The sequence below is a fragment of the Sphingomonas sp. genome (genome assembly GCF_029239295.1).
Taxonomy (GTDB): Bacteria; Pseudomonadota; Alphaproteobacteria; order Sphingomonadales; family Sphingomonadaceae; genus Sphingomonas.
In genome coordinates, this window is record NZ_JAQZBC010000016.1 from 43,450 (window position 1) to 67,994 (window position 24,545).

The window sequence follows — 24,545 nt, forward strand, 5'->3', positions numbered from 1 at the left end:
AGGGTGCGGCATGACCGTCACATTGTGGGATCACCCGCTGTCGCCATATGCGCAGAAGGTGAAGATCGCGCTGCGCGAAAAGGGCGTGCCTTTCGAAACGGCGGTCCCCGGAGGCATCGGCGTCGGCGGCGCGGCAGGCGATTTTCTCGCGGCCAATCCGCGCGCGGAGGTGCCCGCGCTGATCCATGACGGCACCGCCATCTTCGATTCGACCATCATCCTCGAATATATCGAGGATTGCTGGCCGGAGCCGTCGCTGCTCCCGGCCACCCCCGCCGATCGCGCCCGGGTGCGGATGATCGAGGAAGTGGTGGACACGCATCTTGAGGCGGTGAACTGGGGCCTCAGCGAATTGCGCTGGTTCCGCCGCGCCGAAGGGCCGCTGGGTGAAACTCTTGCCGGCAAGGCGGCGGAGCAGATCCGCGGCTATCACAGCTGGCTCGAACGCGCGCTTGGTGATCGCGCCTGGTTCAACGGCGACAGCTTCGGCTGGGGCGATCTTTGCGTGGTTCCCTATATCAACGGTTCCGCAGGGCACGGCGTGCCGCCCGCCCCGGGATCGAAGCTCGCCGAATGGCTGGCGCGCGCCAATGCTCGCTCTTCGGTGCGCGATACGGTCGCCGATGCCGCGGCGAACGCCACCGCCGGCGGCATGGGTGATGTCGCGGCGCTGCTCGAACAAGGGCTCTTCAAGCGCGAATATCGCGACCACCGGCTCGAATGGATGGTGAAATCCGGCGGGCTGGAGGTCGTCACCAAGGGTCTTGAGAAAGGCAACATCCGCTTCTCACCCGATCTCGCCTGATCCTCATCCGATAGACAGAGAACCAGACATGCATCTCGTCAGCGACCATATCATCGAGGGCCGCCATGGCCCGACCCTCGGCCAGGCCTATCCGACGCTGCCCGGCGTCGACCTCATCGACATCAAGCGCTTCACTGCCGGCCAGCCGTGGGACGATTTCCAACGCATGCGTGAAGAGGCGCCGGTGATGTGGCACCCATTGCCCAACAACGGCGTCGGCTTCTGGGCGGTCACCAGCTACGAAGGCGTGAAGCGCGTCAACGGCGATCCGGAAACGTTCAGCAGCGAGAAGGGCGGCATCCTGATGGCGCTCGGCCCGCAGGAAACGCGCCACCCGGTGCTCTTCTCCGCCTCGACCAATTCGATGATCAACCTCGACGCGCGCCCGCACCGTGAGCTGCGCCGCGAGCACATGCCCTATTTCACCGCCAGCTACATGAAGGGGCTCCGCGCACGCGTCTCGGCGGAGGTCACGCGCCTGCTCGATACGATGGCCCCGCTCGGCAAATGCGACCTGGTCGAGAAATTCTCGCAGCGGTTGCCGATCTTCACCCTGTGCGAAATGCTCGGCGTGCCCGAGTCCGATCGCGAGCGGTTCATCGGCTGGATCCACTTCCTCGAAATGGCGCAGCAGGTGGCGACGGAACAGGCGCAGCAGATCGCCAGCGGCGGCGAACTCAGCCCGCAGATCCTCGCCTTCATCGAGATGTTCAACAAGAACATCGCCGAGATGTTCGACTATGGCCGCCACATGCTGGCCAAGCGCCGCGCCGACCCGCAGCCGGACCTCATGAGCGCGATCGCCAATGCGATGGTGGAGGGTGAGCCCCTGCCCGATCCCTATCTCGACGGCGCGTGGCTGCTGATCGTCTTCGCCGGCAACGATACGACGCGTAACTCGATCTCCGGCGCAATGAAGCTGTTCACCGAAAATCCCGCCGAAAAGCAACGGCTTCAGGCCGATGGCAGCCTGCTGACCAATGCGGTGCACGAGATCACCCGCATGGTCTCCCCGGTCATCTACATGCGCCGCACCGCCACCCGCGATACCGAGGTCGAGGGGCAGAAGATCGCCGAGGGGGAAAAGGTCATCATGTATTACGGCGCGGCGAACCGTGACTCGAAGATGTTCGCAGATCCCGACCGTTTCGACATCACGCGCGCCAATGCCGAAAAGAACATCGCCTTCGGCCACGGCCCGCACATCTGCATCGGCCGCATGACCGCGCAGCTGCAGCTCGAGGAAGCGTATCGCCAGATCTTCGCCCGCTTCCCGGACATCCGCTGGACGGGTGACATGGATATCGCGCCAAACAATTTCGTCCACGCCGTCCGCCGGCTGGAGGTGGAATTCACCCCCGAACGCGCGGCGCAGGCGGCCTGATGGCCGGCGGCAGCGCTGCGGCGGGCGCGCCGCGCTGGGTAAGCCTGTGGTTCCGGGGCGCGGCGATCTTCGGCCTCGTCGCGCTGCTGCCGCAATATCTCCTGCCGCAACCGACGGGCGCGGAGCTGGTTGCTTACGGCTTCATCGGTACTGCCGCCGCCTTCCAGCTCGTCTTCTGGGTGATCGGCAGCGATCCGGTCCGCTACCGCGCGCTCATGCTGCCCTCGGTGGCGGAAAAGCTGGCGTTCGGCGTGCCCGCGGTGCTGCTGTTCGCCAGCGGCAAGGTGCCCGCGCCCGTGCTGCTGTTCGGCGCGATCGACCTCCTCCTCGGATTGGGCTTCTTCCTCGCTTGGCGTGCCATACCAGCCCATCGCGCCTGAAATAGGGATTACGCCGGCTTGACGGCGGGGGCCGGCGCTCTCCACCCTCGCGCATACGTGTGAGGATCACTAGTTAGGCGCCAATGCAGCTTGTAATTGTCGAATCGCCCGCAAAGGCGAAGACCATCGAAAAATACCTCGGTTCCGATTATCGCGTTCTCGCGAGCTACGGCCATGTTCGCGATCTGCCGGCGAAGGACGGCTCGGTCGATCCCGACGCCGGCTTTGCGATGGAATGGGAAAATTATGCCGACAAGGCCAAGCAGCTGAAGGCGATTGCCGATCTGGCGAAGGGCGCGGATCGTCTGATCCTCGCCACCGACCCTGATCGCGAGGGGGAAGCGATCAGCTGGCACGTCCAGGAAGTACTGGCGAAGCGCAAGGCGCTGCCCAAGGACGTTCAGCGCGTCACCTTCAACGCCATCACCAAGGCCGCGGTGACGACCGCGATGGCGAACCCGCGCGAACTCGATACCGATCTGATCGACGCATACCGCGCCCGCCGCGCGCTCGATTATCTCGTCGGTTTCACGCTCTCGCCGGTGCTGTGGCGCAAGCTGCCCGGCGCCAAGTCCGCCGGCCGCGTCCAGTCGGTCGCGCTTCGCCTGATCGTCGATCGCGAGCGTGAGATCGAGGCGTTCCGTGCGCAGGAATACTGGTCCGTCACTGCCGCCATGGAGAAGGACGGCACGCCCTTCACCGCGCGGCTGGTGCAATGGGAGGGCAAGAAGCTCGATCGCCTGTCGATCGGCAATGAAGGCGATGCGCTAAAGGCCAAGGCAGCGGTCGAGGCCGGTCGCTTCACCGTCGAACGGGTCGAGACCAAGCCCGCCACCCGCAATCCGCCGCCGCCCTTCACCACCTCGACGTTGCAGCAGGAGGCAGCGCGCAAGCTCGGCTTCTCCGCCGATCACACGATGCGGATCGCGCAGCAGCTCTACGAGGATGGCGCGATCACCTATATGCGTACCGATGGCGTGCAGATGGACGGCAGCGCCATTGATGCCGCGCGCGGTGCGATCGCCAACCGCTATGACGCGAGCTACGTGCCGGACAAGCCGCGCCAGTATCAGACCAAGGCGAAGAACGCGCAGGAAGCGCACGAGGCGATCCGCCCGACCGACTTCTCGCGCGACAAGGTCGGTTCGGGCGACCATGCGCGGCTGTACGATCTGGTGTGGAAGCGCGCGCTTGCCAGCCAGATGGCTTCCGCCCGCATGGAGCGCACCACGGTCGACATGGCCGACGGCACCGGCCGCAACATGCTGCGCGCGACCGGCCAGGTCGTCCTCTTCCCCGGCTATCTCGCGCTCTACGAAGAGGGGCAGGACGACAGCACGGACGAGGATGCCAAGCGCCTGCCACGGATGCGCGATGGCGATTCGCCGGCCAAGAAGAGCGTCGACGCCGAACAGCATTTCACCCAGCCGCCGCCACGTTTCTCCGAAGCCTCGCTGGTCAAGCGGATGGAGGAACTCGGCATCGGCCGTCCCTCCACCTACGCCTCGATCATCAAGACGCTGAAAGACCGCGCCTATGTGCGGGTCGAAAAGAACCGCTTCTTCGCCGAGGAGAGCGGACGGCTCGTGACGGCGTTCCTGGAACGCTTCTTCGAACGCTACGTCGGCTATGATTACACCGCCGAGTTGGAAGAGGAGCTGGACGACGTCTCCGGCGGCCGCGCGCAATGGCAGGCGGTGCTCGAAAGCTTCTGGCGCGATTTCAAGCCGCGCACGACGGAGGTGATGGAGTTCAAGCCGAGCGAAGTCACCGAACAGCTCGACGCCTTCCTCGCACCCTATCTCTTCCCCGAGCGCGCTGACGGCAGCGACGCGCGCCTGTGCCCCAATTGCACCACCGGCAAGCTCGCCTTGCGCGGCGGGAAGTTCGGCGCGTTCATCGCCTGCTCCAATTACCCGGAATGCAAATACACCCGCCGTTTCGCACAGCCGGGTGGCGAGGCGGGCGACAGCGGCGAGCCGGAGCAGCTCGGCCAGGATCCGGAAACCGGCCTGCCGGTGGAGCGCAAGTCGGGGCGGTTCGGTCCCTATATCCAGCTGGGCGAGGGCAAGGACGCGAAGCGCGCCTCGATCCCCAAGGACGTGGGCGAGCTCGATCTGGAGATGGCGCTGAAGCTCCTCAGCCTGCCGCGTACGATCGGCCAGCACCCCGAAACGGGCAAGGACATCGTCGCCTCGATCGGTCGCTACGGCCCCTATCTGCAGCATGACGGCAAATACGCCCGGCTGACGAGCACCGCCGACGTGTTCGAAACCGGCATGAACGCTGCCGTCGTGAAGCTCGCTGAGGCCGCCGCCGGTGGCGGCCGCCCGCAGCGTGGCTCGCGTGAGCCGCTGAAGGTTCTGGGCAAGCACCCGCGCACGGAGGCGGAGATCAAGCTGATGGAGGGGCGCTACGGCCCCTATGTCACCGACGGCGAGACCAACGCCACGCTGCCCAAGACGATCGCGCCCGACGCGCTGACGCTGGAGGAAGCCGCGCAGCTGATCGACGCACGCGCCGCCATGCCAAGCAAGGGCAAGACGAAGAAGAAGGCACCGGCCAAGAAGGCTGCCCCGAAGAAAGCGGCGGACGCACCGAAAAAAGCGGCCGCAAAGAAGCCTGCTGCCAAGAAAGAAGCCGCCGCGAAGTAACGGCGCCGGATCACTACGTCGCGTCGTCCTTCCTCTTATGGGGAGGTCGACGCCGACCGGCCGCTGATCGCCAGCTAACCTCACGATCTTTGACAGGAGGCCGCATCCACTTGCGTTGCCCCCTGCGGCTGATACGCTTCGTCCATGGAGGATCGGATCGGCTGGCTCGATATGGCGCGCGCGATCGGGATCGTCGCGGTGGTACTGGGTCATTCCACCAGCTACCCGCTGCTGTGGTCGGCGATGTTCCACTTCCACATGCCGCTGTTCTTCATGATGTCCGGCATGGTCTTTGGCGCCCCCGCGCCCGCTCTTCTGGCCCGTCGCCGCATCGCGACGCTCCTCCTGCCCTATGCGGCCTGGCTGCTCGTCGTCGCGCTCGCAGACATCGCGATCGGTGCCCTGCCGGGTCACTCGGCGCATCTCCCGTGGGGCGAGCCAGCGGTCGCCCTCACCCGCTTGCTGCTCGGCGGCACGTTCCTGGTCGAACCTTTCGGCATCTTCTGGTTCGTGACCTGCCTCTTCCTCGTCCAGATCATCGCAGCCCTGCTACTGTTCCATCATGCGCAATGGCTGCCTCTTGTCACCGCCGCATCGGTTGTCGCCGCCCTGGTGATGCCCCGCCTGCCCAATCCTTGGGGCATCATCAGCGTCCCGCTGGCGCTGTTCTTTTTCCTGATGGGCATCCTCCACCGCCGGCACACCGACCGGCTCGGCGTGCGGTTGACGATGCTGGCCGGTGCCCTCGCGCCGCTCGCGCTTCTATCGCGTCCGCTGGACCTCAAAGTCGCCGACGCAGGGACACCTGTGCTCAGCGTGCTGGCCGCGCTTGGCTTGTGTCATTTGGTTCTGGCGGGCGCGCGGCAACTGCCGCGATGGCCGGTGGTAGAGGTGCTCGGCCGCGCCAGCCTCGTCATCATGTATGTCCATCTCACGATCTTCTACGCGCTCCGCGGCACGATCGGCGTACCGCTGCTCGTCCTGCTGTCGCTGGCGACCGGCGCGGGTCTATGGATGTTGCTGGACAGGTTCGACGTGACCCGAACGTTAATGCTGGGGCAGCAGCGGCCGCGCGAGGCTGACCGGAGGCCGTTCCTGCGCCGCTTCCGCCACAAGAGTGCGTAAATCCCGGCCAAACGCATCCAATATCGCGTCCCTGTTCCAGCGCTCCCGCGCAAGCCGCCGACCCTCCAGCCCCATCGCCGCGCACCGCTCCGGGTCGTCGAGCAACTGCTCGATCGCATCGGCGAGCGCGGCGGCATCGTGCGGCGGCGTGATGAGCCCAGCCCCGAACAGCTCGCCCGCTATCCCGGTCCCCTCCTCCGCCGTCGCGATCACCGGCCGCCCGGAGGCCAGCATGTTCGGCAGCTTCGACGGTAGGACGAGATCAGCAGCGCCCGCAATTTGTGGCAGGATGTGCACGGTCGCGAGCGCGAGCAGTTCAGGAAGCCGCTCGATCGGCTGAAGATCGCGGATCAGAATACCGCTCCCCTGCGCGGCATCCTCAAGCGCTGCGCGATTCGCGCCGTTGCCGCAGATAACGAACTGAATATCACCGCGGTGAGCGCACCGGTGAGCCGTCTCGACGACGATCTCAACACCCTGTTTTGCAGCGATGTTTCCGGAATAAAGCACGACGTGAGGCCGGTTGATCCCCCATTCCTGCCGGTACGAGGATTCCCCGTGCTCGCGGCAGGCGATCGCCGGATCCGCCCAGTTCCTGAACTCGCGGATGTCCTGCGCAACAATCTGCTTTGCGGCGAGCCGCGCGCACATTGCGGGCGAGATGCTGCTGACGCGATCGCCGCTCAACGCCCAGCGTTCGACGATCCGCAGCAATGTTGCACTGAACCTGCCGCCCGGCAGCAAACCGGTAGCTTGCGCCACGTCCACCTCAAGATCCTGGACATGGATCCACAGCGGGCGCCGGATGCAGACAGCGAAGACCCGCGCGACGATCGTCGACATGAGAGAGGGCGCAATCGCGACGATGACATCCGGCCGACGTTGCCGACACGCCCGATACGACGCGCGCACCGCCAGCATGGCAAAGCTGAGATGGTGGAGAGCGCGAAGCCAGCCGCGGGGGACTAACGGGACGAAGTGGGGAAGGCGGGTCACCTCGACGCCCTCTTCACAGCCATGCGTCACGCCGCGGCGCGCATACCCCTTCATCACAGCCCAATGTGGATAGCTGGGCACCCCACAAATCACCCGAACATGATGATCAGATGCCGCGAGCATCTGCGCCATGCCCGTAGTATAAGGCGCGATGCCGACGGGCTCGGGTGCGTAATTGTGGCCCAAGATTAGGATATCGAGCGGCTGCTCGGTCATCGTGAGTAGTCAATCAGGCGACCCAAATACTGGCTCCCCGTTGATGACGAATCGCACCTATTTCCCGTCGTGTCGCCCCCCGGCCTGCATTTCGGCAGGGGCAAGCTTCACCGAGCGGCGGGAAATGTCCAGAAGGGATTAACTATATTTGTCCGAGGCGGGTCACGATGATGAACCCGTCCGCCGCGCTGTTCTAGAACTTTGGCCCGGCTACAGCACGCACCGCACGCTTCGGCTTTTCATCAATCAACTTCGCGATCGCTGGGGATCGCGAGTCCGCATGGGCGTAGTCGCGCGCCGACATCCCGGCGACATTGTCGGTCTGGTCGGGGTTGGCGCCGGCAGCGAGAAGGGCACGCACCAGCGGAAGATCGCGCTTTTGAACCGCGCGGATCAACGGCGTTTCACCGCCGCCGTTGCCAAGGTTAGGGTTGGCCTTGTTGGCGGTCAGCACATCGACGATCGCGTTCTGACCATATTGGACAGCCAGGATCAGCGGCGTGTCGCCGCGGCCATCACGCATGTTGGGATCGGCGCCACGCTGCAGCAGGAAGCGCAGGTACGTCGAGTCGCCGCGCTTCACCACGATGTGCAACGCCCCTTCGCCGGTCGTTACGTCGCGCGCGTTGACGATACGCTGCCCGGGCTGGTCGAGCATCTTCACCACCGCGTCCCCGTCAGCTTTGCGGACCGCCTCCAGGAACTTGTAGCCCTGCGACTGCTGCTGGGCAGCGGCCGGCACGGCGGCGGTGATCAGGAGGGGAACGAGCAGGCGACGCAGCGTCTTCACAGGTAGAAGGTCCATCCGATGGTTGCGATCGGCGCCTTAACAGATCAAGGCTGGCGATGCCATGAACGTCCGACTTCTCATCAGCCTAGCTCCCCTCGCCCTGCTTGCTTGCTCACCCGCGGCCACACCTGCCCGACCGCCGCTGGAGGGTGCGCGGATCGGCGGGCCAATGAAGCTGATCGATCAGGACGGGAAGCCGTTCAGCGATCAGGCACTGTCGGGCAAATACCGGATCGTGTACTTCGGCTACACCTTCTGCCCCGACGTATGCCCCGTCGACGTGCAGAACATCGCCGCCGGGCTGAAGCTGCTGGAACGGAGCGATCCAGCATTGGCGGCCAGGATCGTGCCGGTGTTCATCACGATCGACCCGGAACGCGATACCCCCGCAGTGCTCAAGCAGTTCGTCTCCGCCTTCCATCCGCGGATGATCGGCCTCACTGGAACGCCGGACCAGATTGCCGCGATCGCAAAGGATTACGCGATTTTCTACCAGCGTGGTAAGGGGACGTCAGGCGGCTATCTGATGGATCACAGCCGCCAGGCCTATCTGATGTCGCCTGACGGCAAGCCGCTCGCGCTGCTGCCGCAGGAGGGACCGCCGCAGGCCGTTGCCGATGAGATCAAACGCTGGGCTGAATGACGCGCTTCTGGGAAGATACACCGCTCGAGAAACTCGACCGCGCGCAATGGGAGGCGTTGTGCGACGGGTGCGGGAAATGCTGCCTGCACAAGCTTGAGGATGAGGAGACGAACGAGCTCTTCCCGACCAACGTCGCGTGCCGCCTGCTCGATCGACGCAGCGGCTTTTGCTCCAACTACAAGCATCGCCACGCCTATGTGTCGGAGTGCGTCCGTCTATCGATGCGCAACGTCGATATGATTGAGTGGCTGCCCTCCACCTGTGCCTATCGCCTCCGATTGCATGGTGAGCAGCTTCCCGAGTGGCATTATCTTGTTTCCGGTGATCGCGAGGCCGTTCACCGCGCAGGCGAGTCAGTGCGCGGCTGGACCATCAGCGAAGACGACGCGGGCGAACTGGAATATCACATGGTCGACCGCACGCTGTGAGCGGTCCGTCTCGGCCGATGGCGCCGGGACATTTGGGTCCTGCCGCCAACCTCACCATTGCTGACACCGACCCGTATACGACGCCAGCCGACGTAATCGATGTGGTCCGCCACCCCACCGCCCGCCGCGTGAAGCTGAGCTTCGATCCCTTGAGCGGCCGTGTCCGCCTCACGATCCCGAAGCGGGCGTCGGCGACAAAGGCGCTGTCCTGGGCCGCGCAATATGGCGAATGGATCGCCGCTCAGCGCGAGCGCCTGCCCCAGGCCCGCCCGTTTGTGGATGGCGCGCAGATCCCATTCGGAGGTGGCCTTCTCACGATCGCATGGCAGCCGGGCGCCTCGCGGATTGTTAGGCGAGAGGGCGATAGCTTGACGCTCTCGGGGCCGGCTGAGACAGTCGCTCGGCGGGTGGAGGCATGGCTGCGCCGGGAGGCGCTGTCGCTTCTGGAGAGCGACACGCGCTTTTATGCGGATCGTGCCGGCGTCACCGTCGAGCGGATCTCGATCGGTGATCCGCGCGGCCGCTGGGGAAGCTGCACCACCGCCGGTGCGATCCGTTATAGCTGGCGCCTGGCGCTGGCGCCCGTTGCCGTTCGACGCGCGACGGCCGCGCACGAAGTGGCGCATCGCATTCATATGGATCATTCGCCGGCATTTCATGCGCTGGTCGAGCGACTGTATGGCAGCGACCCGACGCCTCACCGCCGATGGCTACGCACCCACGGCGCCACGCTTCACTGGTACGGGCGGTCCTCGGCCGGAGGCGGCTGATACCGCCGATCCGCACGCGGCTCACGGGCCGGCGCGCGCGGATCCCTTCCCGTGACCCGGTCGATCCAATCCTGATCCAGCCGCTGCGGCGGCGGCGCGGCAGCAGGCACTTCAGCATCCGGATCGTCGCTCAGCGGGCGTTCCGCGCGCGGCGACGGGCGCTCTATACCGCGGCCATAGTCATCCTCCGGCAGCGGCGCTGCATCTCCGGGCAGTGGATCGCCATTATCATCAACGAACACGCTATTGTCCGGTTCGCCGAAATAGCTCTCCTCATCGGGCTCAAGCTGCCATTCGGGGAGGGTCACTTCGGTCTCGAACTGCTCGATTGGCCGCTTGGCGACCGCCTTCGTCATGAACTGGGCAAACGCCCGGGCAGGCGCGGCGCCGCCCTGCAGGCCACCGATCGGCCGCGCATCATCGCGGCCCATCCACACGCCGGTGGTCAGCCCGGACGAGAAGCCAAGGAACCAGCCATCCTTCGACGATGACGTGGTGCCAGTCTTTCCCGCGACCGGGCGCCCGATCTGCGCAGCGCGGCCGGTACCGGTATTGACTGCGGTTTGCAGCAGATCGGTCATCTGCGCCGCCACGTAAGGCGCGACGAGAACACGACTGCGGTCCACCTCGTGCTGATAGATCACCTCGTTGTTCGCCGTCACCTTGGTGATGCCATAGGGGGTCACCGCCACACCTTTGTTGGCGACGCTGGCGAAAGCCCGGGTCATATCGATCAGCCGAACGTCGGACGTGCCGAGCACCATCGAGGGCTGCGTATTTATCGGGGTCGTGATGCCGAAGCGGCGCGCCATATCGGCAACGGTGGCGAACCCGACCTGCTGGCCGAGACGCGCTGCCACGGTGTTGAGCGAATAGGCGAACGCCGTGCGCAACGTCACCTGACCCGAATAGCGTCGGGAGCTGTTGCGTGGGCTCCACCCGCTGATCGTGATCGGTTCGTCAACCACCGTCGTCTCAGGCGTCATGCCCGCCTCAAGCGCCGCAAGATAAACGAACAGCTTGAACGCCGACCCCGGCTGGCGCTGCGCCTGCGTCGCGCGATTGTATATCGACGACACGTAGTCCTTGCCGCCGACCATCGCACGCACCGCCCCATCACGGTCGAGCGATACGAGCGCACCCTGCGCGCCGGCGGGCGCATTGGTGCGCACGGCGGCATCCGCTGCACGCTGCATGTTCAGATCAAGCGTCGTCCAGACTTCGAGGGGCTTTTCGGTTTCATCGATTAGCAGCTCCAGCTGCGGCAGCGCCCAGTCGGTGAAATAGCGTACGCTGTTCTGCTTGGGCTCAGGCGCGAGCTTCACCGACTGCGGATCGGCATCCGCCGCCTCAGCAGGCGAGATCACGCCATTCTCCGCCATCACACGCAGCACGACCTGCGCCCGGTCAACCGCGGCCTGTGCATCGGCTGTCGGCGAATAGTTCGACGGGGCCTTCACCAGACCGGCGATGATCGCAGCCTCGCTCAGCGTCAGGCGATTGGCGCCGTGACCGAAGAACTTGCGCGCGGCCGCATCGATGCCATAGGCGCCGCCGCCATAATAAACCTTGTTGAGATACAGCTCGAGCACCTGCTCCTTGGTGAACTTGCGCTCCATCGCGAGCGCCAGGATCCACTCACGGAACTTACGCCCGAACTTCTTCTGATTGTTGAGGAAAACGTTCCGCGCGAGCTGCTGCGTGATCGTCGACCCACCCTGAACCCAGCGTCCGCGATCCAGCCGCACCTTCACCGAACGGGCGACGCCGATCGGATCGACCCCGACATGGCTGTAGAAGCGCTTGTCCTCCACCGCGATCGTCGCGTCGCGCATCACACGCGGAATACGATCGAACGGCAGCCACTCACCATAGCTCGGGCCGATCGATACCAGCACCGTGCCGTCGGCGGCATGGACGCGGATCATCTGGCCGTTAGGCGAGGATTTCAGTTCATCGAATGACGGGAGCTGCGCCCGCGCGATGTAAACGGCGGTCAGCAACGCGCCAAAGGCAACGACAGCTAGCGCGATCAGGATCTTGATCGCGATCGACAGGCGTCGACGCCAGGGCGAGCGGGGAATGGGGCGGCGGGCCATCGGGTGCGATGTGGCGGATAGAAGCTTAGGCTGGGCTTAACAAGATCATCGCGTCGCGCGTGGCAAAGGAACCTGTCATCGCGAAAAAGTTATGCGGCGAATCGGCACACGGCGGAGGATATCGGGCCGCCGTGTGCCAGCATTTACCCGCGCGGGCGAAAATCCAGGCTGACCGAGTTCATACAATAGCGCAGCCCTGTAGGGGGTGGCCCGTCGGGAAATACATGGCCGAGGTGGCTGTCGCATCGCCCGCAACGCGATTCGATACGAACCATGCCGTGGCTAGTGTCGCGATGATCGGTCACCGCGTCCGGCGCGATCGGCTGCGTAAAGCTGGGCCAGCCCGATCCCGAATCGTATTTGTCGGCGCTGTCGAACAGTTCCAGCGCGCAGGCGGCGCAGTGGTAGATGCCGTCGGCCTTATAATCATTGTACTTGCCGGCAAACGCCCGTTCGGTGCCGGCCTCGCGCAGCACATGATATTGTTCGGGAGTCAGCCGCTGTTTCCATTCGGCTTCAGACAGGTTCAACTGATCCATTGGCGACGGGTCTCCGTGATTGACCCTGCATCTGGGTTCGCGGGATGCGGGGTGCAAGTCAGTCGTTCGACCACCGCGCCCAGATTGCCGTGGGCAGCACCAGGCCGCGCGCCTCCTCTCGCACGCCCAGTTCGCCGCATTCCACCTTGCCTGGCAGGTCGGCGAACACCTGACGCAACATCTCGCCGATCGCCAGCGCGGACATGCGCACTGCGTAGACGGTGAGAAACAGTGCGCGCGATTTTTCATCGAGCAACTGCCGACAATCGGCGATGAGCGCCGGGAGATGTTCCTCCAGCCGCCAGATCTCGCCCTCCGGGCCACGGCCGTATTTGGGGGGATCGAGCAGGATCGCGTCGTAGCGGCGGCCCCGGCGCACCTCGCGCGCGACAAACTTGGCCGCATCGTCGATGATCCAGCGGATCGGGCGATCGGCCATGCCGGAAAGCTTCGCGTTGGCCCGCGCCGCCTCGACCGACTTCTTGGACGCATCGACATGGACCATCTTTGCCCCCGCCGCCGATAAAGCGAGCGTGCCGACCCCGGTATAACCGAACAAATTCAACGCCTCAGGCTCGGCCACGCCGTCCAGCCGCTCGCGCAGCCAGGACCAGACCGGCGCCATGTCGGGGAAGAAACCCAGGTGCCTGAACGGTGTGTTCTGGGCGGTGAAGCGCACCGTGCCGGGACCGACGCCCCAGGCGAGCGGCCAGCCGTCGCGCGGGACAGCGCGGTTGAGGTGCCACTGGCCACCGCCATCCTCGTCGCTGCCCGGAATGAATTCGCCATTGGCATCCCAATCGTCATGCGCCGGGGCCCATAGTGCCTGCGGTTCAGGACGGATGAAGCGATAGTCGCCGTAGCGTTCCAGCTTCCGACCGTGGCCGCAATCGACGAGGCCATAGTCGCCCCAGGGTTCACCGATGAGCGTGTCGAGTTTCATGGGAGGAGCGTTACCGCCATGTTGATGGACTTGGAACCGCCCGGCGGCACCAGGAAAATACCGGGTTTGTCTGCGAATTCACCGGCATAGCCCTGCGGATCGGCAATGCCGTGCCAGGGCTCGACGCAGATGTATCGCGCGCCGGGCTTGGTCCAGATGCCGAGCATCGGGGTGTCGGGAAAGTCGATCCGCAGCTGAAGGCCGCCGGGCGCGCCATAGGTGACGCTGGAGGAGCGGACATGGTCCCATACCAAGGCATCATGCGCGAACAGATCGTCGGCGAGATGGAGGGTGCGCCCGTCCAGTGGCGAGGGGAGCGAACCGGCCTTGATCGTCCCGTCGTCGGCAATGGGTCGGACACCATCCGGCTCATTTTGGCCAAAGGTGATGACGTGCTGGCCACGTTCCGCGCCGCCCGGCAGCGGCCAGGCGAAAGCGGGATGAAAACCGAAACTGGCCGGCATTTCGTTTTGGTTCGAATTGCTGATGACGATGTCGGTCTGCAGCGTCGCACCGTCGAAACGGAACGTCGCATCGAGCGTGAAGGCGAAGGGGTAATGCGCGCGCGTCTCTTCGCTGTCCTTCAAACGGAAGGTCGCATGTGCGGGGCCGCGGTCGATCAGCGTGAACGGCAGACGGCGCGCGAAGCCGTGCTGTTTCATTTGGTATTCGCGACCCTGGATGCGGATCACCTCGCCCGCGGGCTTGCCGACGACGGGAAAGAGCAAGGGCGCGCGGCCGGTCCAGAACGCGGGGTCGGCGTCGGTCATCAGCTCGCGACCGGCCGCGTCCTTCAGCGAGGACAGTTCCGCGCCGAGCGGGTTGATCGCGGCGGACAGATGATCGTTCGCGATCGTGATCCAGTCTGTCACTTTGCCTCCTTCATCGTCACCCCGGCCGGGGCGGGGATGACGAATATGTGTCAGCCGCGGAGCGACGCGCCCAGCTTGGCGGCGGCGGCGACGACCTTGTCGGCGATCGCCTTCAGCTCGGCCTCGACGAACGCCTTCTCGACGGGCTGAAGCACCACCTCGACCGCCATCGACGTCTCGCCATCCTTGGTGAAGACGTCGAACACGCGCGCCGAGACGATCGCGGCCTTGTCCGCGCCCTTCACCGCGCGCGCCAATGCGTCGGCGGCGACGCCGTCGGGCACCAGGAAGGCAAAGTCGCGGCGGACGGCTTGGAGCGCGGGCGGCGTATAGGCCGGGCGCATGAAGCCCGCGGAGCGCTTTCCGGGGATCGCATCGAGGTACAGCTCCACCGCGGCGACACCGGCGTCGAGATCGAACGCGCGGGTGACGTTGGGGTGGAGGATGCCGAAGGCGGCAAGCACCGTCTTTGGCCCCAACCGCAGCGTGCCGGACTGGCCGGGGTGCCACGCGTCGCCCGCTTCGCCGAACACCTGAAGGTTGTCGACCGGCGCGCCGGCGGCGGCGAGCAGCGCCAGCGCTTCGGCCTTGGCATCGAAGGCGTCGAAGCCCTGCGCCTTGCCCGTCTGCCAGTGCCGCGCGCGGCGGTCGCCGGCGAGGACGAGGCTGAGCGTCGGACGCTCCTTGTCGGCGAGATAGCGGCGGCCGATCTCGAACAGGCGGATCGTGCCGGCACCGCGCCGCACGTTGCGCGCGGCGGCCGAGAGCAGGCCGGGCAGCAGCGAGGGCCGCATGACCTTCAGGTCCTCGCTGATCGGGTTGGCGAGCGTGAAGGCACCACCACCGAACGGTGCGGCTTCGGCTTCCGAGATGAAGCTCCACGTCACCGCTTCGTCGAGGCCGCGCGCGGCGGCGGCGCGGCGGAGGCGACGCTCCAGCTTCTGCTCGGGGGTGGCGGTGGGCGTCGCGACACCCGGGGCGCGCGGCAGCGGCACCGAGGGGACATTGTCGATACCCTCGATCCGGATCACTTCCTCCACCAGATCGGCGGGGCCGTCGATATCGCGACGCCAGGTCGGCAGCGTGACCTGCCAATCGTCGCTGACGTTGAAGCCGAGCGAGGTGAGGATCGCGCGCTGCCGCTCCGGCGCGACGGCAAGGCCGCCGAGCGTCTCGGCGCGGGCGGGATCATAGGCATAGCTGCGCGTTCCCAGCGGCGGCTCGCCAGCGCGGGTGATGCCGGTCGGCTGACCGCCGCACAGATCGATCACGAGGCGCGTCGCGATGGCGAGGCCGTCGTCGAGGAAGGCCGGATCGACGCCGCGTTCGAACCGCTGGCGCGCATCGCTGGTCAGCATCAGCTTCTGGCCGGTGCGCGCGATATGCTCGGGATCGAAATAGGCGCATTCGATGACGACGTCGGTCGTCGTGTCCGACACGCCCGATTCCTCGCCGCCCATGATGCCGCCAATGTCGTGGACATGGGCCTCGTCGGCGATGACCGTCATCGTGTCATCGAGCGTGTAGGTCTTGCCGTTGAGCGCGAGGACCGTCTCGCCGGCGTTCGCCTTGCGCGCGACGAGCCCGCCGGAGAGCTTCGCCTTGTCATAGACGTGCAGCGGGCGGCCGAGATCGACGGTGACGTAATTGGTGATGTCGACCAATGCGGAGATCGGCTTCTGACCGATCGCGCGCAGCCGCTTCGCCAGCCATTCGGGCGAGGCGCCGTTGGTGGCGCCGTTGACGCCCTGCGCGAAGAAGGCCGGACAGCCGGCCGGATCGTCGGTGCGCACGTCGGGGCCGGGGCCTTCGCCCGCAACCGGCTCGATCGTCAGCGGCTTCAGCGTGCCGAGGCCGGCGGCGGCGAGATCGCGGGCGATGCCGCGCACGCCCATGCAATCCTGCCGGTTGGGGGTGATCGACACGTCGATGACGGGATCGTTCAGGCCCGCCCATTCGGCATATACTTCGCCAACCGGGGCGTCGGCAGCCAGTTCGATGATGCCGTCATGATCGTCGCCCAGCTCCAGCTCGCGCGTGGAGCACATCATGCCGTTCGATTCGACGCCGCGGATCGCCGCGACCTTCAGGACCATGCCGTTGGCCGGCACCGTCGCGCCGGGCATGCCGAACACGCCGACGAGGCCGGCGCGCGCGTTGGGCGCGCCGCAGACAACCTGGAGCGGGCCGTCACCGGCATCGACCGACAGCACCTGAAGCTTGTCCGCTTGCGGATGACGCTCGGCGGTCAGCACCTTGGCGATGCGGAAGGCGGCGAGCTTCTCGCCGGGATTCTCGACCCCTTCGACCTCGAGGCCGATGCGGGTGAGGCCGACGAGGATCTCGTCGAGCGACGCCGAGGTGTCGAGGTGGTCCTTGAGCCAGGAAAGCGTGAATTTCATCTCAGTCGTCCGATCACGCCGCGCCGACGCCGCCCGACAGCGTCGGGACGTCGAGGGCGGAGAAGCCATAATGCTTGAGCCAGCGGATATCGCCGTCGAAGAAGGCGCGCAGATCGTCCATGCCGTATTTCAGCATGGCGAGACGATCGATGCCGCAGCCAAAGGCGAAGCCCTGCCACTCGTCGGGATCGAGCCCGCAGGCGGCAATCACCTTCGGGTGGACCATGCCGCTGCCGAGCACTTCCATCCAGCCACCGTTCGGCACGTCACCGCCGCCGCCGATCACGCGCTTGCCCTTCTGCAGCGTGTAGCCGACGTCGACCTCTGCTGAAGGCTCGGTGAAGGGGAAGTAGCTGGGGCGCAGGCGCAGCACGATGTCGTCGCGCTCGAAGAATGCCTTCAGGAACGTCTCGAGCGTCCACTTGAGGTGGCCCATCGTGATGCCCTTGTCGATCACCAGCCCTTCGACCTGGTGGAACATCGGCGTGTGGGTCGCGTCGCTGTCACTACGATAGGTGCGGCCGGGCGCGATGATGCGGATCGGCGGCTTGTTCGCCAGCATGGTGCGGATCTGCACCGGCGAGGTGTGCGTGCGCAGCAGACGCGGGCGCTCGCGGTCCTCCGGGACATGATCGCCAGCGAGGTAGAAGGTGTCGTGCATCGCGCGCGCCGGATGCGTTTCCGGAATGTTGAGCGCGGTGAAATTGTGCCAGTCGGTCTCCATCTCCGGGCCGGTGGCGACCGCGAAGCCGAGGTCCGCGAAGATCTCCGCCAGTTCGTCCATCACCTGGCTGACCGGGTGGATCGTGCCGGCGAGCGGCGCATCCACCGGAAGCGTCATGTCGATCCGCTCGGCGGCGAGCTTCGCCTCCAGCGCGAGGGCCTCAAGCGCGGCCTTGCGGCTGGCGATGGCGTTGGTCACCGCCTCGCGCAGGCCGTGGATCGCCGGGCCCTTCACCTGACGCTCCTCGGGGCTGAGGCCGCCCATGGACTTCAGCAGCGCGGTGACCCGGCCCTGCTTGCCCAGCGCGTCGACGCGCACTGTTTCCAGCGCCTCCAGCCCGGCCGCGGCCTCGATCGCGGTCAGCAAGTGCGTTTTCAGGTCGTCAATTTCGGTCATCAGTCTCGCCCGTGCGGGTTGTTAGACGCGCTTTAGTCGCGAATGCGCCAGACACGCAAAGGGCGCGGGTGTTGCCACCCACGCCCTTCCTGTCGCTTCAGGTCCGAACCATCGCCCGGCGGCGAGAGGAACAGCTGGGCTGCCCGCTCACCGCCTTGGCGACGTCCTGATCCAGCAGGTGCTAGATCAGGCGGCCGCTGCCTCCGGCAGCGCGTTCTTCGCCTGAGCGACCAGCGCGCTAAATGCTTCGCCTTCGTGCATCGCGATGTCGGCCAGGACCTTCCGGTCCAGTTCGACACCGGCCAGCTTCAGGCCATGCATGAACTGGCTGTAGGTCAGGCCCTCGGCGCGGACGCCGGCGTTGATGCGCTGGATCCACAGACCACGGAAGGTCCGCTTCTTAACCTTGCGGTCGCGATACGCGTACTGGCCGGCCTTTTCGACGGCCTGCCGCGCGACGCGGATCGTGTTCTTGCGACGGCCGCGGTAACCCTTGGCCTGTTCCAGAATGTTCTTGTGCTTGGCGCGAGTGGTTACGCCCCGCTTGACGCGTGCCATATCTTAAATCCTCTCGCTCAACGCAGGCCGTACGGCGCCCAGGCCTTCACCGTGGCGGTGTCGGCCTTCGACAGCACCTTGGTGCCGCGGTTCTGGCGGATGTACTTGCTGTTGTGGCTGATGAGGCGGTGGCGCTTGCCAGCGACGCCATGCTTGAGCAGGCCGGAAGCGGTGAGCTTGAAGCGCTTCTTGACGCCGCTCTTGGTCTTGAGCTTGGGCATTTTGGTCCTTTCAAATCGAGCGAGACTGGAACCGCCGCGGCAGCCCTGATGGCCGGGCGATTCTTTATACCTCGCTGGGAAGAAGCGGGGCGCATAGCTGGCGGGCGGGTGAAATGCAACCAACGCCTGCGCCATGCGCTTCCGGTGCTGATGGACATGGCGTCTCACCATGATGGGCAGCCGGCGCTGTCCGGGGCAAAGCCCCCGCCCCCCGGCGGGCCGCAGGATAAGCGGCGCCGTCGCCATCTGGCGCGCAACATCATCATCGCCATTCTCGCGGTCCCGGCGCTCATGTGGCTGGTGCTGTTCATCACCAAGGGGCGGTTCCTGAAGGGACCGTTCGAGACGATCGTCGGCCGCATGACCAACCGCGAGGTGCGTGTCGGCGGCGACTTCCAGCTGTATTTCGCGCCGCTCAAGATCAAATTCTACGCCGAGCGCTTCACCATCGCCAATCCGGACTGGGCGACGCGGCCGTATCTGTTCCGCGCCGATCGGATCGACACGCGAATCGCGCCCCTGTCGCTGCTGTTCGGCAAGCGACGGTTCTATTGGCTGGACCTGCAGAACGGCGCAGCGGACCTGGAGTGGAACCCCGGGCACACCACCAACACCTGGACGTTCAGCGAGAAAAAGGGCGGCAAGCCGCTCGAATTCCCGCGAATCGATGTCGCCACGGTGCAAGGCACGACGGTGCGCTATCTCGATCCCCGCATGCGGCTGCTCGCCGACCTCGGGATCGAGGATATCCGCTCGGAAGATGCGCAGATCGGCAAGTCGGTTCGGGTCGGCGGCACCGGGCGCATCCGCGACACGCCGTTCCGCGTCACCGCGCAATTGCTGTCGCCCGACGCAACGGTGAACCGCGGCGAGAACAAGCTGACGGCGCGCGCCTGGGCGGCGAACAACGTGGTCGACGTGTCGGGCACCCTGCCCTCGTTGGCCGAAATCGAGAATGTGCCGTTGCAGACCCGTGCGCGCGGGCGGGACCTGTCCGAACTGCTCGGCATCATCGGCGTCGTCCTGCCCGAGACGCGGCGTTACGCGCTGAAGGGCCAGATGGTGAAGGACGGCGAGGTCTATCGCTTCACCAACATCGCCGGGACCGTCGGCGAGAGCGATGTTGCGGGCAAGCTGACCGTGACGAACGGGGAGCGGCTGCACCTCGATTCGGTCATCCGTACGCGCAGCCTAGATATCGTCGATGCGTCGGTGCTGGTCGGCTACAACCCCGACATCGTCGAGACCAAGGGGGCGGTCGCGGCGGCGGCGGCCACCGGATCAGGCCCGCGCAAGCTACTGCCGGATGACGACATGCCGGTGGAGAAGATGCGCACCTTCGACGCCGATCTCGTCTGGACGGTCGATCAGGTGAAGTCGCGCCGCGTGCCGATTTCGAACATGGAGCTGACGCTTGATCTGGATCGCGGGCGGCTTGCGCTATCGCCGTTCAACTTTGCGATGGCGCGCGGCAAGGTCGCCAGCGACATCGTGTTCGACACCCGCCAGCGGCCGAGTCTGGTGAAATATGACTTGCGCCTGGCGCCGACGCCGATGGGGCGCTTGCTGGCCGGCTGGGGCGTCGAGGAATCGGGTACGACAGGTACGATAAAGGGCCGGGTCCAGCTGAACGGCCGCGGTGATTCGATCGCCGATTCGCTCGCCACGTCGAGCGGCCGGATCGCCTTCGTCATGCCGCAGGGCAGCCTGTCGACGCGCAACGTCCAGCTGTCCGAAATCGACATCGGCACGTTCGCGCAGAAGATGTTCGCGGGCAAGCTGAAGGAACCGGTGAGCATCAACTGCGGGTTGATCGCCTATACGGTGCGCCGCGGCATCGCGGCGGCCGACCCGATCCTGATCGACACGCGCAAGAACGTGATGCTGGGGCGCGGCGGCTTCAGCTTCCGCACCGAGGCGATCGACCATGCGATCCGCGCCGACGCCAAGAAGTTCAGCCTGTTTTCCGGCCAGTCGCCGCTTGGCATTGGCGGGTACTTCTCCGCTCCGACGCTGAACGTCATCAGCCCGGAACTGATCGGTCGCGCCGGCGTCGGGCTGGGCCTCGCGCTGGTCGCGGCGCCGGTCGCCGGCGTGCTCGCCTTCGTCGATATCGGGGATGCGAAATCGGCGGCATGCGGCCCGGTGCTGGCCGGCGCGCGCGCCGAGGCGCAGCGCACGACCAAGGGCGAGAAACGCGACGACGTAGGCCGCGGCACGACGGCGAAGGACGAAAAGGGCAAGGAAAAGCCCGGCAAGCAGCAGCGCAAGAAGTTCCTGGGGATCTTCTGAGACGCGAGCTCTCGCAGCGCGTCAGTCGCTGATCTGCAGCGCCCCTTCCGGCGCCGTGTCCGACTGATCAGCCAGCGCGTAGAAGGCGCGCAGCAGGTCGCGCTCCTCTTCGGTGATATAAGGATTCCATACGTCGAAGATGAGGATCGCGCGCATCCGGTCCGACCGGTTCCACGCCTCGTGATCGATCGTATCGTCGAACGCCCAGGCCTTGCCTTCCTCCCAGCGGCGCGTTTCACCGCCCACGCGGAATTCGCAGCCCTCGGGAACGATCAGCGGCAGATGGATGATCGTGCGCACGTTGCTGACCCCGGTATGCGCAGGCAAATGCGTGCCCGGTTTCAGCAGCGAGAAGAACACCGTCGGGGTACGGCCCGGCAGATCGCTCAGCGGCAGCCGCTCGATCGCAGCGGCGGTGCGCGGGAAGCGCGCACACACGGCGTCGTCGCGCTTGCCATCCTTCCACAGATGCATCGCGCCCCAGGCGAGCGAATGATCGAGCGGCGACCATTTGTTCTGCGGCGTGCCGGGATCCATCGCGACATAGGGGCGGATCGGTGCCGCATCCTCCGCCAGCACCGCGTCCAGCTCGGCACGGATCACATCGGTTTCGGCCTCGATCTCCGCCATCCAGGGGAAATGATCACGATCGAAGAATTCATCGGCCGGCAAGAACGGGAAGTGAAGGCCGTGGCATTCGTTGGCATAGATGCGGCGGCGACCCAGCGCGTGATCGACGCAGGCGTCGAACCGGCGGCGACCGGCCGGTCCCGCCGCATCACGCGCCGCCGCCAGCCCGGCGTCGAGCGCATCGGAGAAGCTCGCATGTTGCCGCGCCACCACTTCGCGCGCATGCTCCAGCATCAGTTCGAGCGGGGGGGACCGCTCCGCAATGCCGGCGGCGATCGCCAGCACATTCGTCCACCGTTCGGCCGCGCGGCGCAGATCGCCGGCGCGCTCATGCAATTCGGCGAGCCGCACCAGCGCCATGAAATGCGTCTGGTCGATCGCCAGCGCGCCGAGCAGCGCCTGCTCCTCGCCAGCCGCGTCGCCTCCCTCACGATACGCCTTGGCCAGGTTCATCTGCAACTCGGGGGCGGTCGGATCCGCCGCAACGGCGCGCGCGAAAAAGGACACTGCCGACGCGAAGTCGCGGCGGGCAAGCGCATCCATGCCCAGCGCGTTCAGCGCAACCGGTTGTTCGCCGCCCTTGGCAAGCAGTTCGCGAAACAATGCCATGGCCTCACCCTGTCGTCCGGCCTTTTGGGCGGACACGGCCCGGCTGATCATCTGCTGTATGGCTGATTGCTGCACATCAAGCGGCATATCACGGGCCGCGCGCTAGACAACTAACCTTGTTTGCGCCCACATCGGAGCGACCATGACGGCTATGCTTGCTTCCTCGACAGACTTCATCGGCATCGCGCGCGATCCGCAATGGCTCGCGCATCGATATGATCCCGGCCACGACGCCATTCATTTCATTCCCGCACCGCGCGAGATCCATCGCGCCACCACATTTCTCATCGACGATCACCTGCCCAGCGGCCTGACCCCGGTGGTGTTGCGGCGGGACGATGTGATGGCGACCTCGCCCAGCGCCGCGCCGATCCACTTCCTTTTCCACTCCGGCTATTGCTGTTCCACCCTGTTGTCGCGCGCGACCGACAAGCCCGGCTGGGCGATGGGCCTGAAGGAACCGATGATCCTGAACGACCTGGTCGGCTGGCGCCGGCGCGGCGGCCAGGGTGCGGACATGGCGACGGTGCTGGACAATGTCCTGACGCTGCTGGCGCGCCCCTTTGCGCCGGGCGAGGCGGTGGTCGTGAAACCATCGACGGTCATCAATGCACTGGCGCCTGCGATCCTGGCGCTGCGGCCGGACGCGTGTGCGATCGTGATGTACGCGCCGCTGCGCACTTATCTCGCCTCGATCGCGAAAAAGAGCATCGACGGGCGACGCTGGGTCCGCACGCTGCTGACCGGAATGCTCGACGACAATCTGGTCCGGCTGGGCTTTTCGACACGCGATTATCTGGAGCAGACCGACCTCCAGGTGGCGGCGCTTGGCTGGCTGGCGCAGCAGCAGCTCTATGCCGACATGATCGCCCGCTATGGCCCGTCGCGGGTACGCTCGCTCGACAGCACACGCCTGCTGGCCGATCCTGCGGCGGCGATGACCGAGATGGGCGCCTTGTTCCGCCAGCCGCTGAGCGTTGAGGACGCGCAGGCGGTGGCGGCGGGGCCGGTATTCACCCGCCATTCCAAGTCCGGCGAAGCATTCGGCACGGCAGAGCGCGACGCCGAGCATCGCGATGCCGCCGCGGCCCATGCCGATGAGATTCACAAGGTGGCGGAATGGGCGGCGGTGGTGGCCCAGTCAGCCGGGATCGACCTGGACGCGCCAGCCCCGCTGATCAGCTGACGTTCGCGCCGGCTCGACCCGGGCGCAACCGGCGGCGTTGTTCAACAGCGGCCAGTCACATCCGAGACGCCGCATGAGATTGCGTGATCTCGCTGGCGCAGGGCGTCGCGCTCACGATCCCAATCGCGCTTCGACTTGCAGACGCGGTCCGACCCGACCAGCGTGCCGATCCGCTGGAAACGCTTGCAGATCACCTTGTCGGCCGGATCGGCTGATCGCTCGGCCACGTCGCGCCGGCTCGGCTTGTCAGGAGCCTGCACCGGGGCGGCAACGAGGAGAGCAAGAAACAGCGTCAGCATCGATCAGGTCCCTTGCCTGTTGTCATCGCCGAGGCCGTTGATCGGCTGACCTGCCTGGACACCGCATCGGTGATGCGAACGCGACAGGCGGCGTTACGCGCCGATGGGCAGAGCCGGTGTCAGTCCCTGTCTATTCCCATTCTGGCGTTCAGCAGGCGCCGGGTGTGCCCGAAATACCGCACGCGCCGGCCTGGCTCGGCTGGCGCAGGGCGTCGCGCTCGCGGTCCCAGTCGCGCTTCGGTTTGCAGACGCGGTCCGACCCCACCAGCGAGCCGATCCGCTGGAAACGTTTGCAAATGACCTTGTCGGCCGGATCGGCGGACCGCTCCGCCACCTCACGCTTGCTCTGCTTTTCAGGCGCTTGGTCAGGGGCGGCGGCAAGGAGTGCGAGCAAGAGCGTCAGCATCGATCAGGTCCCTTCACTATATGTGCCAGACCGGCGGGGCCGTCCTGACGGTATCTGCGCGGCCACCGATCGTTCGGTCTTGCGGCCCGAAGAACGACTGCTCGGGCAGAGCACTATGGCGCCTACCACGAGAAACACACCCAATCGGGTCATGCGCAGTTGAAGGAAGTAAAACGGC

General features: G+C 65.9%; 23 protein-coding genes. 10 read left to right on the forward strand and 13 right to left on the reverse strand.

Annotation, left to right across the window (positions count from 1 at the left end; all coding sequences use genetic code 11):
- Nucleotides 1-10: 10 nt before the first annotated feature.
- The 5 genes from K0S66_RS14075 to K0S66_RS14095 all read left to right on the forward strand — a co-directional run bounded on the left by K0S66_RS14075 (nucleotide 11) and on the right by K0S66_RS14095 (nucleotide 6,348).
- Nucleotides 11-805: a glutathione S-transferase family protein gene (locus K0S66_RS14075; RefSeq protein WP_301076104.1), complete on the forward strand. Its 795-nt coding sequence runs from the start codon at nucleotides 11-13 to the stop codon at nucleotides 803-805.
- A gap of 28 nt (nucleotides 806-833) precedes the next feature.
- Nucleotides 834-2,189, forward strand: coding sequence for a cytochrome P450 (locus K0S66_RS14080; protein WP_301076105.1), 1,356 nt, complete (start codon nucleotides 834-836; stop codon nucleotides 2,187-2,189).
- Nucleotides 2,189-2,569, forward strand: a complete 381-nt coding sequence (locus tag K0S66_RS14085; protein ID WP_301076106.1) for a hypothetical protein — start codon at nucleotides 2,189-2,191, stop codon at nucleotides 2,567-2,569. The genes K0S66_RS14080 and K0S66_RS14085 overlap by 1 nt, the downstream gene beginning before the upstream one ends.
- Nucleotides 2,570-2,652: 83 nt before the next feature.
- Nucleotides 2,653-5,223, forward strand: coding sequence for a type I DNA topoisomerase (gene topA, locus K0S66_RS14090; RefSeq protein WP_301076107.1), 2,571 nt, complete (start codon nucleotides 2,653-2,655; stop codon nucleotides 5,221-5,223).
- 144 nt (nucleotides 5,224-5,367) lie between these two features.
- Nucleotides 5,368-6,348 carry an acyltransferase family protein gene (locus K0S66_RS14095; protein WP_301076108.1) on the forward strand — a complete coding sequence of 327 codons (981 nt, stop codon included), beginning with the start codon at nucleotides 5,368-5,370 and terminating at the stop codon, nucleotides 6,346-6,348.
- Here K0S66_RS14095 and K0S66_RS14100 read toward each other — a convergent pair.
- Both K0S66_RS14100 and K0S66_RS14105 read right to left on the reverse strand, forming a co-directional pair.
- A complete protein-coding gene (locus K0S66_RS14100; RefSeq protein WP_301076109.1) occupies nucleotides 6,271-7,560 on the reverse strand; it encodes a WcaI family glycosyltransferase in 1,290 nt (429 codons plus the stop codon). The two genes, K0S66_RS14095 and K0S66_RS14100, sit on opposite strands and share 78 nt — an antisense overlap.
- A 193-nt stretch (nucleotides 7,561-7,753) precedes the next feature.
- Complete coding sequence (locus K0S66_RS14105; protein WP_301076110.1) at nucleotides 7,754-8,365, reverse strand: ankyrin repeat domain-containing protein; 612 nt, start codon at nucleotides 8,363-8,365, stop codon at nucleotides 7,754-7,756.
- 46 nt (nucleotides 8,366-8,411) lie between these two features.
- Here K0S66_RS14105 and K0S66_RS14110 point away from each other — a divergent pair, with 46 nt between their 5' ends.
- Genes K0S66_RS14110 through K0S66_RS14120 form a run of 3 tightly spaced genes read left to right on the forward strand, consistent with a single transcriptional unit; the run spans nucleotide 8,412 to nucleotide 10,191 of the window.
- Nucleotides 8,412-8,993 carry an SCO family protein gene (locus K0S66_RS14110; RefSeq protein ID WP_301076111.1) on the forward strand — a complete coding sequence of 194 codons (582 nt, stop codon included), beginning with the start codon at nucleotides 8,412-8,414 and terminating at the stop codon, nucleotides 8,991-8,993.
- Entirely contained in the window at nucleotides 8,990-9,421 is a 432-nt protein-coding gene (locus K0S66_RS14115; RefSeq protein ID WP_301076112.1) for a YcgN family cysteine cluster protein, read from the forward strand. The genes K0S66_RS14110 and K0S66_RS14115 overlap by 4 nt, the downstream gene beginning before the upstream one ends.
- A gap of 17 nt (nucleotides 9,422-9,438) precedes the next feature.
- Entirely contained in the window at nucleotides 9,439-10,191 is a 753-nt protein-coding gene (locus tag K0S66_RS14120; RefSeq protein ID WP_301076113.1) for a SprT family zinc-dependent metalloprotease, read from the forward strand.
- Here K0S66_RS14120 and K0S66_RS14125 read toward each other — a convergent pair.
- The 8 genes from K0S66_RS14125 to rpmI all read right to left on the reverse strand — a co-directional run bounded on the left by K0S66_RS14125 (nucleotide 10,155) and on the right by rpmI (nucleotide 18,945).
- A complete protein-coding gene (locus K0S66_RS14125) occupies nucleotides 10,155-12,290 on the reverse strand; it encodes a PBP1A family penicillin-binding protein (RefSeq protein WP_301076114.1) in 2,136 nt (711 codons plus the stop codon). The genes K0S66_RS14120 and K0S66_RS14125 overlap by 37 nt on opposite strands.
- A 143-nt stretch (nucleotides 12,291-12,433) precedes the next feature.
- Nucleotides 12,434-12,829 (reverse strand): peptide-methionine (R)-S-oxide reductase MsrB, encoded by a 396-nt coding sequence (gene msrB, locus K0S66_RS14130; RefSeq protein ID WP_301076115.1) that lies wholly within the window; start codon nucleotides 12,827-12,829, stop codon nucleotides 12,434-12,436.
- A gap of 58 nt (nucleotides 12,830-12,887) precedes the next feature.
- Entirely contained in the window at nucleotides 12,888-13,772 is an 885-nt protein-coding gene (locus K0S66_RS14135; RefSeq protein ID WP_301076116.1) for a class I SAM-dependent methyltransferase, read from the reverse strand.
- Nucleotides 13,769-14,644, reverse strand: a complete 876-nt coding sequence (locus K0S66_RS14140; RefSeq protein ID WP_301076117.1) for an aldose 1-epimerase family protein — start codon at nucleotides 14,642-14,644, stop codon at nucleotides 13,769-13,771. Before K0S66_RS14140 ends, K0S66_RS14135 begins: the two co-directional genes overlap by 4 nt.
- 50 nt (nucleotides 14,645-14,694) lie before the next feature.
- A complete protein-coding gene (gene pheT, locus K0S66_RS14145) occupies nucleotides 14,695-17,046 on the reverse strand; it encodes a phenylalanine--tRNA ligase subunit beta (RefSeq protein WP_301076118.1) in 2,352 nt (783 codons plus the stop codon).
- 13 nt (nucleotides 17,047-17,059) lie between these two features.
- Nucleotides 17,060-18,166, reverse strand: coding sequence for a phenylalanine--tRNA ligase subunit alpha (gene pheS / locus K0S66_RS14150; RefSeq protein ID WP_301076119.1), 1,107 nt, complete (start codon nucleotides 18,164-18,166; stop codon nucleotides 17,060-17,062).
- A gap of 186 nt (nucleotides 18,167-18,352) precedes the next feature.
- Complete coding sequence (gene rplT / locus K0S66_RS14155; RefSeq protein WP_301076120.1) at nucleotides 18,353-18,724, reverse strand: 50S ribosomal protein L20; 372 nt, start codon at nucleotides 18,722-18,724, stop codon at nucleotides 18,353-18,355.
- 17 nt (nucleotides 18,725-18,741) lie between these two features.
- Complete coding sequence (rpmI, locus tag K0S66_RS14160) at nucleotides 18,742-18,945, reverse strand: 50S ribosomal protein L35 (RefSeq protein ID WP_046407959.1); 204 nt, start codon at nucleotides 18,943-18,945, stop codon at nucleotides 18,742-18,744.
- Between the two features lie 108 nt (nucleotides 18,946-19,053).
- Here rpmI and K0S66_RS14165 point away from each other — a divergent pair, with 108 nt between their 5' ends.
- Complete coding sequence (locus K0S66_RS14165; protein ID WP_301076121.1) at nucleotides 19,054-21,237, forward strand: AsmA family protein; 2,184 nt, start codon at nucleotides 19,054-19,056, stop codon at nucleotides 21,235-21,237.
- 21 nt (nucleotides 21,238-21,258) lie between these two features.
- Here the strand turns inward: K0S66_RS14165 and K0S66_RS14170 are convergent, their stop codons facing one another.
- The gene (locus K0S66_RS14170) at nucleotides 21,259-22,563 is read right to left on the reverse strand and encodes an aspartyl/asparaginyl beta-hydroxylase domain-containing protein (RefSeq protein WP_366520836.1); all 1,305 of its coding nucleotides are present in this window, start codon (nucleotides 22,561-22,563) and stop codon (nucleotides 21,259-21,261) included.
- A gap of 55 nt (nucleotides 22,564-22,618) precedes the next feature.
- Here K0S66_RS14170 and K0S66_RS14175 point away from each other — a divergent pair, with 55 nt between their 5' ends.
- Nucleotides 22,619-23,662, forward strand: coding sequence for a hypothetical protein (locus tag K0S66_RS14175; protein WP_301076123.1), 1,044 nt, complete (start codon nucleotides 22,619-22,621; stop codon nucleotides 23,660-23,662).
- 41 nt (nucleotides 23,663-23,703) lie between these two features.
- Here K0S66_RS14175 and K0S66_RS14180 read toward each other — a convergent pair whose 3' ends face one another.
- Both K0S66_RS14180 and K0S66_RS14185 read right to left on the reverse strand, forming a co-directional pair.
- Nucleotides 23,704-23,961 carry a hypothetical protein gene (locus K0S66_RS14180; RefSeq protein WP_301076124.1) on the reverse strand — a complete coding sequence of 86 codons (258 nt, stop codon included), beginning with the start codon at nucleotides 23,959-23,961 and terminating at the stop codon, nucleotides 23,704-23,706.
- Nucleotides 23,962-24,109: 148 nt separating this feature from the next.
- Nucleotides 24,110-24,367, reverse strand: coding sequence for a hypothetical protein (locus tag K0S66_RS14185; RefSeq protein ID WP_301076125.1), 258 nt, complete (start codon nucleotides 24,365-24,367; stop codon nucleotides 24,110-24,112).
- Between the last annotated feature and the right edge of the window lie 178 nt (nucleotides 24,368-24,545).

Coding starts and splice junctions, on each gene's coding strand:
- K0S66_RS14075 (WP_301076104.1), top strand. CDS start 11: ATGACCGTCACATTGTGGGATCACCCGCTGTCGCCATATGCGCAGAAG.
- K0S66_RS14080 (WP_301076105.1), top strand. CDS start 834: ATGCATCTCGTCAGCGACCATATCATCGAGGGCCGCCATGGCCCGACC.
- K0S66_RS14085 (WP_301076106.1), top strand. CDS start 2,189: ATGGCCGGCGGCAGCGCTGCGGCGGGCGCGCCGCGCTGGGTAAGCCTG.
- topA (WP_301076107.1), top strand. CDS start 2,653: ATGCAGCTTGTAATTGTCGAATCGCCCGCAAAGGCGAAGACCATCGAA.
- K0S66_RS14095 (WP_301076108.1), top strand. CDS start 5,368: ATGGAGGATCGGATCGGCTGGCTCGATATGGCGCGCGCGATCGGGATC.
- K0S66_RS14100 (WP_301076109.1), bottom strand. CDS start 7,560: ATGACCGAGCAGCCGCTCGATATCCTAATCTTGGGCCACAATTACGCA.
- K0S66_RS14105 (WP_301076110.1), bottom strand. CDS start 8,365: ATGGACCTTCTACCTGTGAAGACGCTGCGTCGCCTGCTCGTTCCCCTC.
- K0S66_RS14110 (WP_301076111.1), top strand. CDS start 8,412: ATGAACGTCCGACTTCTCATCAGCCTAGCTCCCCTCGCCCTGCTTGCT.
- K0S66_RS14115 (WP_301076112.1), top strand. CDS start 8,990: ATGACGCGCTTCTGGGAAGATACACCGCTCGAGAAACTCGACCGCGCG.
- K0S66_RS14120 (WP_301076113.1), top strand. CDS start 9,439: ATGGCGCCGGGACATTTGGGTCCTGCCGCCAACCTCACCATTGCTGAC.
- K0S66_RS14125 (WP_301076114.1), bottom strand. CDS start 12,290: ATGGCCCGCCGCCCCATTCCCCGCTCGCCCTGGCGTCGACGCCTGTCG.
- msrB (WP_301076115.1), bottom strand. CDS start 12,829: ATGGATCAGTTGAACCTGTCTGAAGCCGAATGGAAACAGCGGCTGACT.
- K0S66_RS14135 (WP_301076116.1), bottom strand. CDS start 13,772: ATGAAACTCGACACGCTCATCGGTGAACCCTGGGGCGACTATGGCCTC.
- pheT (WP_301076118.1), bottom strand. CDS start 17,046: ATGAAATTCACGCTTTCCTGGCTCAAGGACCACCTCGACACCTCGGCG.
- pheS (WP_301076119.1), bottom strand. CDS start 18,166: ATGACCGAAATTGACGACCTGAAAACGCACTTGCTGACCGCGATCGAG.
- rplT (WP_301076120.1), bottom strand. CDS start 18,724: ATGGCACGCGTCAAGCGGGGCGTAACCACTCGCGCCAAGCACAAGAAC.
- rpmI (WP_046407959.1), bottom strand. CDS start 18,945: ATGCCCAAGCTCAAGACCAAGAGCGGCGTCAAGAAGCGCTTCAAGCTC.
- K0S66_RS14170 (WP_366520836.1), bottom strand. CDS start 22,563: ATGCCGCTTGATGTGCAGCAATCAGCCATACAGCAGATGATCAGCCGG.
- K0S66_RS14175 (WP_301076123.1), top strand. CDS start 22,619: ATGACGGCTATGCTTGCTTCCTCGACAGACTTCATCGGCATCGCGCGC.
- K0S66_RS14180 (WP_301076124.1), bottom strand. CDS start 23,961: ATGCTGACGCTGTTTCTTGCTCTCCTCGTTGCCGCCCCGGTGCAGGCT.
- K0S66_RS14185 (WP_301076125.1), bottom strand. CDS start 24,367: ATGCTGACGCTCTTGCTCGCACTCCTTGCCGCCGCCCCTGACCAAGCG.